This is a genomic window from Sphingobacterium bambusae (assembly GCF_033955345.1).
GTDB lineage: Bacteria > Bacteroidota > Bacteroidia > Sphingobacteriales > Sphingobacteriaceae > Sphingobacterium > Sphingobacterium bambusae.
In genome coordinates, this window is sequence record NZ_CP138332.1 from 69,442 (window position 1) to 83,453 (window position 14,012).

11 protein-coding genes are annotated in these 14,012 nt (G+C 44.5%); 3 read left to right on the forward strand and 8 right to left on the reverse strand.

Annotated features, from left to right (window positions below; all coding sequences use genetic code 11):
• Window positions 1-69: 69 nt before the first annotated feature.
• Window positions 70-1,419 (reverse strand): PDZ domain-containing protein, encoded by a 1,350-nt coding sequence (locus SCB77_RS00375; protein WP_320184447.1) that lies wholly within the window; start codon window positions 1,417-1,419, stop codon window positions 70-72.
• Between the two features lie 124 nt (window positions 1,420-1,543).
• Between SCB77_RS00375 and SCB77_RS00380 the strand changes: the two genes are divergently transcribed.
• Entirely contained in the window at window positions 1,544-2,584 is a 1,041-nt protein-coding gene (locus SCB77_RS00380; RefSeq protein ID WP_320184448.1) for a L,D-transpeptidase, read from the forward strand.
• 72 nt (window positions 2,585-2,656) lie between these two features.
• Complete coding sequence (locus tag SCB77_RS00385) at window positions 2,657-3,424, forward strand: murein L,D-transpeptidase catalytic domain family protein (protein WP_320184449.1); 768 nt, start codon at window positions 2,657-2,659, stop codon at window positions 3,422-3,424.
• Window positions 3,425-3,570: 146 nt separating this feature from the next.
• Here SCB77_RS00385 and SCB77_RS00390 read toward each other — a convergent pair whose 3' ends face one another.
• From SCB77_RS00390 to SCB77_RS00420, 7 genes are all read right to left on the reverse strand, one after another.
• Window positions 3,571-5,784: an NADP-dependent isocitrate dehydrogenase gene (locus tag SCB77_RS00390; RefSeq protein ID WP_320184450.1), complete on the reverse strand. Its 2,214-nt coding sequence runs from the start codon at window positions 5,782-5,784 to the stop codon at window positions 3,571-3,573.
• Window positions 5,785-5,979: 195 nt separating this feature from the next.
• Window positions 5,980-6,615, reverse strand: a complete 636-nt coding sequence (locus tag SCB77_RS00395; protein WP_320184451.1) for an NAD(P)H-binding protein — start codon at window positions 6,613-6,615, stop codon at window positions 5,980-5,982.
• A 2-nt stretch (window positions 6,616-6,617) separates the two neighbouring features.
• A complete protein-coding gene (locus SCB77_RS00400) occupies window positions 6,618-7,661 on the reverse strand; it encodes a ferredoxin--NADP reductase (protein ID WP_320184452.1) in 1,044 nt (347 codons plus the stop codon).
• 111 nt (window positions 7,662-7,772) lie between these two features.
• A complete protein-coding gene (gene infB / locus SCB77_RS00405) occupies window positions 7,773-10,853 on the reverse strand; it encodes a translation initiation factor IF-2 (RefSeq protein WP_320184453.1) in 3,081 nt (1,026 codons plus the stop codon).
• A gap of 107 nt (window positions 10,854-10,960) precedes the next feature.
• Window positions 10,961-12,199 (reverse strand): transcription termination factor NusA, encoded by a 1,239-nt coding sequence (gene nusA / locus SCB77_RS00410; protein ID WP_320184454.1) that lies wholly within the window; start codon window positions 12,197-12,199, stop codon window positions 10,961-10,963.
• A 2-nt stretch (window positions 12,200-12,201) separates the two neighbouring features.
• Window positions 12,202-12,666: a ribosome assembly cofactor RimP gene (gene rimP / locus SCB77_RS00415; RefSeq protein WP_320184455.1), complete on the reverse strand. Its 465-nt coding sequence runs from the start codon at window positions 12,664-12,666 to the stop codon at window positions 12,202-12,204.
• Between the two features lie 102 nt (window positions 12,667-12,768).
• Window positions 12,769-13,542: an XRE family transcriptional regulator gene (locus SCB77_RS00420; RefSeq protein ID WP_320184456.1), complete on the reverse strand. Its 774-nt coding sequence runs from the start codon at window positions 13,540-13,542 to the stop codon at window positions 12,769-12,771.
• Between the two features lie 113 nt (window positions 13,543-13,655).
• On the opposite strand from SCB77_RS00420, the gene SCB77_RS00425 reads away from it, so the two are divergent.
• Window positions 13,656-13,976 (forward strand): GIY-YIG nuclease family protein, encoded by a 321-nt coding sequence (locus SCB77_RS00425; RefSeq protein WP_320184457.1) that lies wholly within the window; start codon window positions 13,656-13,658, stop codon window positions 13,974-13,976.
• The last annotated feature ends 36 nt before the right edge of the window (window positions 13,977-14,012 follow it).

Sequence of the window (14,012 nt, forward strand, 5' to 3'; positions counted from 1 at the left end):
CCGGTGGAACACAAAGCCGTATACAGGTTGCATCATACGCAGCCTGTATACGGCTTTTTTCGTATAAACCTACTCTGCTAACGGTATAGGATCGATTAATTGAAATCGGATATCCCGAAGTACCCCATCTCGCTCAATAACCAAACGGATAAACTCGCCTGGCTTCGACTGCAATTTAGCCATAATTTTTGCCAACGTAAGCTGACTTACCGAAGTACCGTTGACTTTTAACAACACATCATTCACCTGTACTCCCGCACGCGCAGCTGGCGCATCCTTACGTATGCCCGACACACGATACGTCGGCCTTAGCACAAACTTATACTGCAGATCATTATTTGCCAAGTTGATCGTGACACCTTGGTCTTCCGCCTGTAAGCCATGGTTATTTTTCGCTCTCGCTGGAATCTTCACCAACTCCTTTGCCCATATCATGCCATCATGCTTGATGTCCATGCCCGCCATATTGAGCAGAAAAGGCTTATTGAAATTCTTGTTCTTCTTAAGATACCATAGTTCCCGCTCGTAATCTAGCAACATATCGAAACGTTGAAGCACTTGGTTGCCGACAGAGCCAATCCTGTTCTTCGTCAATTTACTCATAAATACAGCATTGGAATCTGGATAGGCTACAATAGGGAACTTCAACTCAAAATCCCCCAGCACGACGCGCGCAACCCGATTTCTTTTGCCATGTATCTCTCCGTTGAAGCCGCGCCCGATGTATTCCTCCACGAAAGGTTTGCGCAGCATAAATCCCGGCAACAAAAAAGAGAAGAGCATCATCGGATCCGTATTGCCCATATCGAGCAGCATCTTCCCTTCTACCCAATTGCCGTCATTTCCTAGAGCCGCCTGTACATAGGGACGATCGTGCTCAATCTGAATAGGCAACTTTTTATATTTTCCAAACGCCTTACTGTAATCATAACCTCTGGGGTAAATCGTCATCCGTTGCCGTATATAGTCCATCCGCACCGAGAAGCTCTGAAAAAATTTAGAACCCAATATCCCATTGATGGCAACACCTACATCTGTCGAGATGTCGAGTTCTGTAGCCTGTATGACATAGAGCCAATGAAGCGAATCAATCACCGCACCAGCACCCAGCTCAACAACATTACCCGTCGACAAGATCCCTTCAATCCCATCTTCCAAACCTATGCCATGAAATTTCATCTTATTCTTGTTGTTGAGGTATAGGGAATCATTGGCTTGCGCGAATAAGATCGTTTCCTTGACCCCTGTGTCCAACAGGAAGGAAAAAGTTATTCCATTGATAGTTAAGGGGACAAGCACCACGTTGTTGATCAAATCAAACTTTACCGTGACAGGTTTGTTCTCTTTTAGTCGAAAGATACCCTGGCCATATAAAGAATATGGAATACATATCAAAATCAGGTAGTGGTACCATTTCATTTATAACCGGTGTATGTACGAATTTAACAATTTAAAAATAGATAATTCACCATTTTGTTTATTTAAAAAAGCGTCTGTTTTAGTATATTTGGTAAAATAGACCATTAAAAAGTCGTTATCCTACATGAAATTATCCCTGAAGCTAATCTTGCTGTCCTGCTGTATAGCAGGCATTTCCTGTAATCAAACTAAAGAAGCCAAGCAGGCCGCCGAGGATCCGGCAGAACAACGCCGTTTGGATTCGTTGGAAACCATAAAAAAAGCGGAAGAGGAGGCGAAAAAGAAACCAAAGACGGCAGCCGATATCAAGCTATCAACGGATTTAGCGTATAACAAACACACGCTCGAGGAAACCTATCCCTATAAGGATACCACGCGTATCTTTCAGATGGAAAAGATCAAGGAAAAACTGGCTTATGTAGAAAATTTTCAACGAGCACCGGCGTCCTATGCCGTCTTGCAGAACCATAAAAACAAAAATAGAGAAGCTCCACTTGTCAAAAACTATCACCGCAATGAGTATACGCGTATATCGGATTCGTTGGGCAATGAACGCTATCAGTCGGCTCCGCTGTATGCATTGGGTGAAACCGATAAACCCAGCATCTATGGACGCGACGGCTCCTTGGTGAAGCTCAAAAGCAGTGATACCCTCGCGATGGTTCAGGTGGAAGGCGTTTCTTTTGAAGGTACTTGGGAAGCACCTAAGCGCTATGTTAAGACCATAGGCGACTCGGTTACCTTTCATCGGGTGGTATTTGTCGACGTGACCAACCAAAATATTTTAACCGCAGAACGCACCGGAGATTGCGAGTGGGCAATAAGAAGTATGAATCCGGCAACGACGGGCCAACACAAACCGCCCTATGCGCAAGAAACACCAACGGGCATGTTTGTAGTACAGGAGAAGAAAACCAAGATGTATTATTATAAGGACGGCACTACCTCCATTGAGGGCTACGCTCCTTACGCAAGCCGATTCACCAATGGTGCATACGTGCATGGCGTGCCCGTCAACAACCCAAAAGGCGCGATTATTGAAACGAGCTGGTCCCTTGGCACCACACCACGATCCCACATGTGTGTCCGAAATGCCTCTTCACACGCTAAATTTGTTTTTGACTGGGCGAAGACCTTCAACGCACTGGTGATCGTGATCGAATGATATTTACATTTATTTAACACTTTGATTAATAAATTATTATTAGTTTTGCACTTGGATTAAAGATTTGTGCGTATGCGTAGTTTATTTTTTGTATTGTTGACGGGGCTGTTTGTGAGTTATATACCAACCACGCTTTCCGAAGATTTTAAAACAAGTTCAACCAAACCTATCCCAGAAAAAACAGAAGAGACAAAATCAACAAGCCAGCTTCTTTACGAGAAGATGAAGCTTGCTGCTGTTTTGAAATTTGAAGCCTTCAGTCAAGCGCTAGAGGGCTACAAACTGTTGCATCCTAAGAAGGATGGGATATTAACCGTGATTGATTTTACGCTTCCTTCCACCGCCAAAAGAATGGTTGTATTGGACATGAAAAATGAAAAAGTATTATTTCATACCATTGTTTCCCACGGTAAAAATTCGGGCGAAAACTTTGCTACTTCATTTTCCAATAGACATGGTTCTTACCAAAGTTCACTAGGTTTTTACGAAACCCAAAATACCTACCAAGGTGGAAATGGCTACTCTTTGGTGTTAAATGGCCTAGAAAAAGGAATCAACGATCAAGCTAAGGCCCGCGCTGTAGTGGTTCATGGTGCAGATTACTGTAGCGAATCGATGATCAAGGCGACAGGCCGCTTAGGTAGAAGCTATGGCTGCCCTGCTCTACCGAGAGCGTTGGCAAAACCGATCATCAATACGATAAAAGATGGAACATTGCTTTTCATCTACGCGGAGAATGAAGATTATTTGGCGAAAACAAAAGTTCTTTCTCCATTGGTGCGACGCGGTATGCTTGCCCAATCGGACGAACTAACAAACGAGAACGAGCGTTTGAACTAAAGTGCCTTACCTACATCGCTGGGATAGGCTAGTATCAAACTGCGAGAATTAGTTATTCGCGAAAACCTTACTAGAAATCATGTATAAAAAAAGTCCTGCTTTATATCAAAGCAGGACTTTTTTATGATTAGCAATACTTCCTTACACTATAGTGAGGCAATTGCATTATTTAATGTCTCAGAAGGACGCATCGCTTTCGTAGCTAAATCATCATTCGGAAAGTAGTAGCCACCAATTTCTTGTGGTTTTCCTTGCGCAGCGATCAACTCTTCGTTGATCTTCGCTTCGTTTTCTTCCAATGATTTCGCTAACGGAGCAAATTTTGCAGCCAAGTCAGCATCTTCGGTTTGCGCTGCTAAGGCCTCTGCCCAGTACAAGGTCAAGTAGAAGTGTGAACCACGATTGTCTATCTGACCAACACGACGTGCAGGCGATTTATCGTTGGCTAGGAACTTTTCTGTAGCAACGTCAAGTGTATTAGCCAATACCAGTGCTTTAGCATTATCTTGCGTTTGTGATAGATGTTCAAAAGAAGCACCTAAAGCCAAAAATTCACCAAGGGAATCCCAACGAAGGTAGCCTTCCTCTTGGAATTGTTCGACGTGCTTAGGAGCTGATCCGCCGGCACCAGTTTCAAACAAGCCACCACCATTCATCAAAGGAACGATCGACAGCATCTTCGCAGATGTTCCAACTTCTAAGATTGGGAACAAATCTGTTAAGTAATCGCGTAACACATTTCCCGTTACAGAGATGGTGTCTTCACCTTTGCGGATGCGCTCTACCGAAAACTTAGTAGCCTCTACAGGAGATAAGATGCGAATATCCAAGCCTGTCGTATCATAGTTTGCCAAATAGGCATTTACTTTTTTGATGATCTCGCGATCGTGTGCACGTGCCTCGTCTAACCAGAATACAGCTGGTGTAGCCGATAAGCGCGCACGATTGACAGCCAATTTAACCCAGTCTTGAATCGGTGCATCTTTAGTTTGACACATACGGAAGATATCGCCTTTCTCTACAGGCTGTTCCATAAGCACTTTTCCGTCAGCATCAACCACGCGAATCGTTCCTTTAGCTGCCGCTTGGAAGGTCTTATCATGCGAACCATACTCTTCTGCTTTCTGTGCCATTAAGCCCACATTAGGTACAGAACCCATTGTTTTAGGATCATAAGCACCGTGCTCCTTACAATCTTCAATAACGGCAGCATACACGCCAGCATACGAACGATCTGGGATAATAGCGAAGGTATCTTGTGGTTTACCCTCTTTGTTCCACATTTGACCAGATGTACGGATCATCGCAGGCATCGAAGCGTCTACGATTACATCGGAAGGAACATGTAGGTTAGTAATACCCTTATCAGAGTTTACCATGGCCAAATCAGGACCATTGGCGATGGCAGCCTCGATAGCGGCTTTCACTTCCGCCTCTTGAGGCTGACCAGCAATTTTACTGTATACCTCGCCCAAACCATTGTTTTTGTTGATACCAAGGCTGGCAAACAACTCGCCATACTTTGCGAAAAGATCTGCGAAATATACTTCAACGATAGCACCAAAGATAATTGGATCAGATACCTTCATCATGGTTGCTTTCAAGTGAGCTGATAACAGCACACCTGCCGCTTTTGCCTCCGCAATAGTCTCCGAAACGAAGGCTTTTAGCTTGCCAAGATTAAGCACTGAACTATCAATAACCTCACCTGCTTTTAATTTGCCAAGACCTTTTAATTCTTTAACATCGCCATTCTCGGCTACAAATTCTATTTTGAATTGGCTATCACTGTCTAGTGTCAATGATTGCTCTGTTGCAAAGAAATCACCGTCCGTCATGGAAGCTACCTTCGTTTGGCTGTCTGCAGACCAAACACCCATGCTATGTGGATTTGCTTTTGCATAGTTCTTTACCGCCTTAGGTGCGCGACGATCCGAGTTACCCTCCCGCAAAACCGGGTTTACAGCAGAACCCAATACCTTCGCATAAGTTGCTTTAATCTCTTCTTCCTCAGCATTAGCTGGGCTATCGGGATAGTTGGGTACGTTGTATCCTGCTTTTTGCAGTTCAGCAATAGCGCCTTTCAATTGTGGAATGGAAGCCGAGATGTTCGGCAACTTGATAATATTTGCTTCAGGCTGTGTGGCCAACTGACCAAGCTCGGCCAAGGCATCTGCAGTTTGCTGATCCGCGGGTAAAGAGGCAGCAAAGTTTGCAAGAATACGACCGGCTAGGGAAATGTCTCTCAATTCAACTTCGATTTCGGCAGTTTTGGCAAATGCCTGAACAATTGGTAAAAACGAATAAGTCGCCAACAATGGCGCCTCATCAGTCTTCGTGTAAATAATTTTAGATGACATAATTTTTTATTGAAATTCTATTAATTTTCGATGAACATGCTGTAGACGCGGCATCCGCAAAGTCTACGTTTTTAAATTCGCCTAAAGATAAGCATTTGAAAGCAAAAACGCCATAATTACGCGAATAATGGCACTTTTGAAAAACTGTTTGTCGTTCTTGAATCAGACTGCGCGAAGAGCTATCGCTAATGGCCATTAAGACGTGTAATCTTTGGTTTTGATGACGCGCTCGCCTCTTCCTTTTACCTTCGATTCCCGCACAAAGATACTAGCCAATTTAGCGGTGCTCGTGGGAGCGTACTGCTTAAAAAGGCCAATCTTATTGAAAAAAAGAAGCATCTTGCCGGCCAATACTTCGCCTACTCGATCGGAGTTGGGGCGCAAAATTAAACCTGGTTGGACGATTGTTAATTGGTCGAAATGCAACGCACGTACTTCCATTTCCAGAACGCCCTTCATTTTGTTGTAAAAGAAATTGGAGTTGGGGTCTACCCCTACAGCCGAGAGCAATAGGAAATGACGCACTTCCTTTGTTTGGCACCATTGCGCAAATTCAAGTTGATAGTCATGATCCACATGCCACTGTGCCGCTTTGCTTCCCGCATCTTTCAATGTGGTACCCAGACAGGAAAATGCGACATCGCCATATATATAATCGGCTGAAGCGGCCAAGTTTTCGAAATCCACTATGCATTCGATCAACTTAGGCTGCTCTTCGAAATAAGGCCGCCTAACAAAAGCCACCACCTCGGTAAAACGTGCATCGGCCAACAACTGCTTAACCAATTCTCTTCCTGTTGCGCCCGTCGCGCCAATAACAAGTGCTCTCATGACTAGCTTACCTCAATGACCGTGCCTGCCTCTACAGGATGAGCCACACAAATCAAACACTTGCCATTTTCTACCTCCCGATCAGTCAACACTTCATTATAATCCATACGAACCGCGCCGCTGACACATTGCGAAATACAGGTACTACACATCCCCGACTTGCAGGAATAGGGCAATTTTATTTTATGCGCCAACCCGATGTCCAATATCGTCCTGTTATAAGGAATGGATAGATTATATTCCATGCCTTGAAAGCGTAAAACGATATCGTGTGCGGTCATATCAACGGGCTCTTCCTCTCGCTCATCGTCATCCTCCTCTTCTTCCGGAAAGTGAAAAGTTTCCTTGCGGATATGTTGATCTGGAATACCCATCCCCAACAGGGTAAAACGGACAAGATCCATGTAAAAAACCGGTCCACAGGTAAAGAAAAGTGCCTCATTATTGGGCGGCATATGTTTTTGTACAATACGCAATAGGTAGTCTCTATTTAAACGAGCGTTCAGTAAGTTCTTCGAATTGGAGAAAATCCATACAATAGTCAGTCTATCGGGATACTGCGCCTGCCAAGCTTGCAATTCGTCATAGAACAGCGTACGCGCGGGCGAGCCATTACTGTAGACCAGCACCACTTTTGTATGCTGCTCCGCCACTAGCGCCGTTTTTAGCATGGCATACAGCGGCGTTACACCAACCCCAGCAGCAAACAGGAAAATAGTACGTTCCGTGTCAGCATCCGGTTCATAATAAAACAAGCCTTGTGGCTCCAATACGTCAATGACATCTCCTACTTTGGAACGATGGTGCAGCAATCTTGAAATTTCCCCGTTGTCCACACGCTTCACCGTAATTGCCAAGGGCTCGTCGAGTGCGGACGAGCTGCTGAACGAATAGGAACGACGCACCTCCCGCTCGCCAAAGGTGAAAGACAAGGTAAGAAACTGTCCAGATTTTGGTGTAGGATAGGTACCCGACAGATCGTTGAAAGTGATCGTTACGTTGTCATTCGGTTGAGGAGTAATACGCGCTATTTCAAATTTGTACATGCCATAAAAATAGGTTAATTATCAAGAACAGGCAAATAGATCAATTTTATAGGGCATAAAAAAATCCTGACAGTTTTCACTGTCAGGATTGTATAGTAGACGTAAAAACCGTTAGAGTTTACGTTTTACTTCAACTTGTTCGTATGCTTCCACAATATCGCCTACTTGGATATCGTTGAAACGATCGATATTCAAACCACATTCGTATCCTTGTGCCACTTCTTTCACGTCGTCTTTGAAACGTTTCAAGGAAGCAAGTTTACCCGTATGGATAACCACACCCTCGCGAATCACGCGGATATCATTGTTTCTATTGATCTTACCATCTGTCACCATACAACCAGCGATTGTACCCACTTTTGAAATTTTGAAGGTTTCGCGAATCTGTACTTCAGCAACGATCTTCTCTTCAAATTTCGGTGCCAACATACCTTCCATCGCCGATTTTAACTCATCAATAGCATCGTAGATGATCGAGTACAAACGGATATCAATCTGTTCTTGCTCGGCCAACTTACGCGATCCTTGCGTTGGACGTACTTGGAAACCAATGATGATCGCATCAGAAGCAGATGCCAATAACACATCGGACTCGGAAATTGCACCCACCGATTTGTGGATAATGTTTACCTGGATCTCGTCTGTAGACAGTTTCAACAAGGAGTCAGAAAGTGCCTCGATTGATCCATCCACGTCCCCTTTCACGATAACGTTAAGTTCTTTAAAGTTACCGATTGCCAAACGACGGCCGATCTCATCCAAGGTAATGTGTTTCGTAGCACGCATACCTTGCTCACGCTGCAATTGCAAACGTTTATTTGCCACTTGGCGAGCTTCAGATTCGCTTTCCAACACATATAATCTATCTCCAGCTGTTGGAGCACCAGACATACCCAAGATCTGTACAGGGATAGATGGTCCTGCCTCTTTCACCCGTTCGCCGCGCTCGTTAGTCAACGCTTTGACCTTACCCGAGTGAGATCCTGCTAAGATAGCATCACCTACACGCAAAGTACCACCTTGTACCAATACTGTAGTTACAATTCCACGTCCTTTATCCAATGCAGCCTCGATAACCGAACCTACCGCACGTTTGTTAGGATCAGCTTTCAATTCTAACATCTCTGCTTCCAAAAGAACCTTCTCGAGTAATAACTCTACATTCTCTCCTGTCTTCGCAGAAATCTCTTGTGCTTGATATTTACCGCCCCAATCTTCCACCAAGATATTCATGGCCGAAAGTTGTTCGCGTATTTTGTCAGCGTTAGCGCCCGGTTTATCTACTTTAGTAAACGCAAAGACGATTGGCGAACCTGCAGCTTGCGCATGGTTAATAGCCTCTCTTGTTTGCGGCATCACCGCGTCGTCCGCAGCAATAACAATGATAACGATATCCGTAACCTTAGCACCACGTGCACGCATCGCGGTAAAGGCCTCGTGACCTGGCGTATCCAAGAAGGTGATCTTCCGACCATCATCCAATTTCACCGCATAGGCACCAATGTGCTGCGTGATACCACCAGCCTCACCTTTGGTTACATTCGCTTTACGGATATAATCCAATAAGGACGTCTTACCGTGGTCAACGTGTCCCATAACGGTCACAATTGGCGCTCTAGCGATCAGGTTGTCTGCATTATCCGCTTCTTCTAGCTCGGTAACCTCTTCGTCCTCTGGCTTGATAAACTCTAATTGATAACCGAACTCATCGGCCACAATAGCAAGCGTCTCCGCATCCAAACGTTGGTTGATTGACACAAACATACCTAAGCTCATACAGGTTGAAATAACCTGCGTAACCTGCACGTCCATCAAATTAGCCAACTCATTTGCTGTAACAAACTCCGTTACGCGCAAGATTTTGGATTGTGCTGCTTCCTCCATTGCTGCTTCTTCTGCAGATAAAGCGATATCGTCACGCTTCTGTCTACGAAGTTTAGCACGCTGTGCAAATTTACCCGATTTACCTGCACCACTCAAGCGAGCAAGTGTCGCTTTGATTTGGTCTTGTATTTCTTTGTCCGAAGGTTCCTCTTTCGGCGTATCCGCCGGACGTCCCTTACCGCGGTTATCATGACGGTTACCTTGTGGTCCACCAGCACGGTTGAAACCACCGCCGCCTTGACGATTATTTTGTTGTCCTGGTCCGCGGTTAAAGCCGCCACCTTGACGATTGTTATTATTTGCGTTTCCGCCGCTACCTCCTGCATTACCAGAATTCCGGTTATCGCCGGACTGGCGTTGAGCATCAGTGGAATTTGGATTTACCGGTCCATTAGGATGCTTGTTGGAGCGTTTACGCTTGCGTTTGTTGTCGTTGTTTGCTGCATTCGACGAAGAAGCAACAGGTTTACGCTCAACAGGCAACTGGATCTTGCCCACAACCTTCGGTCCCGCTAAAGTTTCCGAACGTGCTCTGATGACACTGTTCTGCGGCTCTGCGGCAGCGGCTGCAGGAGGAGTGGTAGCATCTCCTTTTACAGGAGGCTTGCTTTCTGTAATTTCTTTATTCATGTCGGCCTTAGGCTCGGTTTTAACTTCTTCTTTGGGCTCCGCTTTAGGTTGCGTCACAGCTGGCACCTCGACCTTCTCAGGCGTGGCTGCTTGTACGGGAGCTTCTACTTTAGGAGTCTCCACGACAGGCTTAGCTTCCTCTTTTTGAGGTTCAGGCTGTACTGGCGCTACTTCTTTCGGTGTTTCAGCTTTTGTCTCCGCTACCGGAGCTTCTGTAGCTTCTACCTTTTTCGATTTCCCTCTATTCAGGCTATCCAAATCAATTTTGCCGATAACCTTCAGGTGCCCTACTTCCTCTTTCTTCTCTTGCTCCTCTTTGCTTTCCGGCTTTGCAGGCTGTGCTACCTCCTGTGGGGTGCTCTTTGCTACAGTTTCCTGCACATCAGCAACCTGATCATCCCCCTGCTCTTTAGATTCTGAAGGATAAAGGCCACCTGTTCCAGCAGTCGACTCGTCGCGACGAATTTTTCCGATAACAATTTGTTTTGCTTCGTCTTTTACGATCTTGTCTCCTTGAAATTCTTTGAGAAGAACACCATACATATCCGGCGATAACTTGGTGCTAGGCTTCGAATCGACATCGAATCCTCTTTTTACCAAGAAATCGACAGCCGTACCTATCCCAATGTTCAGTTCTTTTGCTGCCTTTAGCAAGTTTACGCTTTTTCCTTCTGTCATCTATTTTTTTACCTTCTAATATTTAGTACTACAAAAATATGCTTTTTTACACTGAAAAAACAATTTAAGAACAATTGTTTTTTCAGTGTCTTCCGGACTGGCAAGTCCTATTCAAACTCGGCTTGGAGGATACGTACGATTTCCAAAACCGTATCTTCTTCCAAGTCTGTGCGCCGCACAAGTTCTTCTTGTGTCAACGATAGCACCGATTTCGCAGTGTCCAAGCCCACACGCTTCAACTCGTCGATAATCCAGCTATCGATTTCATCTGCGAATTCTTCGATATCCACATCTTCCTCCACCTCGTCATTCTCGCGATAGACATCGATCTCGTAGCCACTTAATTTACCAGCCAATTTAATGTTATGTCCGCCACGGCCAATTGCCAAAGACACCTGATCTGGCTTCAAATACACCGCTGCAGTTTTGTGTTCTTCGTCAATTTTGATCGATGAAATACGTGCAGGGCTCAACGCGCGTGTGATGTACAAGGAATGGTTAGACGTGAAATTGATTACGTCAATATTCTCATTGCGCAACTCGCGAACGATACCATGGATACGCGAACCTTTCATACCCACACAGGCACCAACAGGGTCAATACGATCATCGTAAGACTCTACAGCAACCTTTGCACGCTCGCCCGGCTCGCGGACGATCTTTCTGATCATAATCAAACCGTCGAAAATCTCGGGCACTTCCAATTCAAATAAACGTTGCAAGAACTCCGGTGCTGTACGCGAGATAATGATCTTAGGGTTGCTGTTCATCATGTCAACCTTAGAAACCACCGCACGGATGCTATCTCCCTTTTTGAAGTAATCTGCAGGAATCTGTTCGGTCTTTGGCAAGATCAACTCGTTACCATCCTCGTCCAATACCAAGATCTCTTTCTTCCAAATTTGGTAAACCTCACCGATCACCAATTCACCTTCACGATCCTTATATTTCTTGAACACCTCATCTTTCTCCAATTCCAGAATTTTGGAAACCAATGTCTGACGAGCGGCCAAGATAGCACGACGTCCGAAGCTTTCCAAGGTGATCTGTTCGATGAAATCATCGCCCACTTCCAAATCTGGATCATGCTGATGTGCTTCCGCCAACTCGATTTCTAGATCATCATCTTCGGAAAAACCATCCTCCATCACTACGCGCGTTCTCCAGATTTCCAAATCCCCGTTATCCGGGTTGACGATTACATCGACGTTCTCATCTGTTCCGAAGCGCTTCCGAATCATGCTGCGGAAAACTTCTTCCAAAACCGTAATAACCGTTGGACGGTCAATATTCTTAAAATCCTTGAACTCCTGAAAGGAGTCGATCAAATTGATATTGCTGCTCATTTTTATTTAAATGAAATTAACACCTTGGTTTCTTTTATATGTTCAAACGGAATTTCCGCCGGTATTAATTCGGCTTTTTTTCCTTTCTCTTTTACTTTTTCTTCGATCACGATGTGACTATCTGATACGGCAACAAGTTTACCTTCCCGCTTACTACCATCTTCCGTTTTCACGCGCACTTCCCTATCGATATTTTTAGCATACTGCCGTGCAAGAAGCAAAGGGGTGTCAATACCTGGCGAGGAAACCTCCAAGCGATAAGCTTGATCGATTACGTTCTCCTCCTCCAAATGAAAACCAACGTGGCGGCTAACCTTTGCACAATCTTCAATCGCAATGCCGTTATCCCCGTCTAGCAGGATTTCCAACAGCCTATTGCTGTGCATTTTTATACGAACGATAAAAAGATCATCACGGCCTGCAATCTTCTCTTCCACCAACTCGCGTACTCTTTCTTCTATTTGCATCGTTATATTTCTATAAGTGAATTAAAAAAGGGGGCATACGATGCCCCCTCTTTTCAGATTTTACAAATCTAGGAAAATTCTTTTAAAGAACAAAATAAATCATCATTTATTGTCCACCACCGCACTAATCGTCTTCTGCATCTGTGCCATCATCGAAGTCAACGTTTCCATCGTAGGCTCTGGGCTCGGCTCAGGCAAAGCTGTGCTGATGAAAGCTTTAGCCTTCCACACCTCAATGATATCAGGCGTTTGCACCCAATATGCGTCATAAGATTTGTTATCCGAAACCAGCTTCAATCCCTTATCCTCTTTAAACTTCTGCCCGATGCGCTTATACACTACACCATCCTCTTTGGAAACAACTACATAGGTCTGCCCCACCTTAATATCATGCCAGTTTTCAACATATTCCGCAATAATAATGCTTCCAGAAGGCAGTGGTAACATGGAATCGCCTTTGATTTCAAAAGCCCTGTAGCTACCTTGATTAAACATCGGCAACGAAAATTTAGGTAATTCCGCCACATACTCGGGATCACCGTAACCATTTAGATAACCCGCGCTCGCTTTCACCGGAACTAACTCGATATTTTCGCGATCTTGGCTATCCACCGTTACGCTCAAGATACGCAAGTTGGATGCGTTGCTTCTTGGCGTTGGGCGCCATTTGTCATCGATTTGGTCGTGCGCCAGCTCATCCATCGTCAAGTCATAAAATTCAGCTATCTTTTTTAGCAACTCATACTTCGGTTCTGCACGATCTTCCTCATACGCACCTACAGAGGCCCTTTTGATCTCCATGGCATCCGCAAATTGCTGCTGTGTTAGTCCTTTTTTTTTCCTTAAAAACTTAAGATTGGAGGCGATATTTGACATATTTTTATTAAAAAATTTTAAAAAACTAATTTTATTAGTATTATTGTGCCAATAAAATTAGTAATTAAGATTGATATCACCAAATATATTAGTAGATAGATAAGGAATTAAACATGGAAAAGCACACCGTATACATCGTCACAGACAGCAATCGTACCTATTTAGAGGTGGGGCATTGCACAGACATCAACATGCGTTTAGCAGAAATAAGAAATGCATCATCAGCCCTATTTGGTAACGCGCCAAAACTGAGCAATGTAGTATATATGGCTTTTTTTGAAAGCAAGGAGAAGGCAGAAGCCCACAAAACACAGCTGCAACATTTCACCCGTATGCAGCGCGAGAAAATCATCCGTTTAAAAAACCCCAATTGGTTAAACCTTTACGCGATGCCTACAGCGACAGCAAATAAAAAAGTCGTTGTTTATGCCTAAAGCTAAACAACGACCTTTAACAACCTTACCCTAAAT

Bases quoted from the DNA above. Each gene is read 5' to 3' on its own strand.
- SCB77_RS00380 (WP_320184448.1), top strand. From the start codon at position 1,544: ATGAAATTATCCCTGAAGCTAATCTTGCTGTCCTGCTGTATAGCAGGC.
- SCB77_RS00395 (WP_320184451.1), bottom strand. From the start codon at position 6,615: ATGAGAGCACTTGTTATTGGCGCGACGGGCGCAACAGGAAGAGAATTG.
- SCB77_RS00390 (WP_320184450.1), bottom strand. From the start codon at position 5,784: ATGTCATCTAAAATTATTTACACGAAGACTGATGAGGCGCCATTGTTG.
- SCB77_RS00375 (WP_320184447.1), bottom strand. From the start codon at position 1,419: ATGAAATGGTACCACTACCTGATTTTGATATGTATTCCATATTCTTTA.
- SCB77_RS00400 (WP_320184452.1), bottom strand. From the start codon at position 7,661: ATGTACAAATTTGAAATAGCGCGTATTACTCCTCAACCGAATGACAAC.
- SCB77_RS00420 (WP_320184456.1), bottom strand. From the start codon at position 13,542: ATGTCAAATATCGCCTCCAATCTTAAGTTTTTAAGGAAAAAAAAAGGA.
- rimP (WP_320184455.1), bottom strand. From the start codon at position 12,666: ATGCAAATAGAAGAAAGAGTACGCGAGTTGGTGGAAGAGAAGATTGCA.
- SCB77_RS00385 (WP_320184449.1), top strand. From the start codon at position 2,657: ATGCGTAGTTTATTTTTTGTATTGTTGACGGGGCTGTTTGTGAGTTAT.
- infB (WP_320184453.1), bottom strand. From the start codon at position 10,853: ATGACAGAAGGAAAAAGCGTAAACTTGCTAAAGGCAGCAAAAGAACTG.
- nusA (WP_320184454.1), bottom strand. From the start codon at position 12,199: ATGAGCAGCAATATCAATTTGATCGACTCCTTTCAGGAGTTCAAGGAT.
- SCB77_RS00425 (WP_320184457.1), top strand. From the start codon at position 13,656: ATGGAAAAGCACACCGTATACATCGTCACAGACAGCAATCGTACCTAT.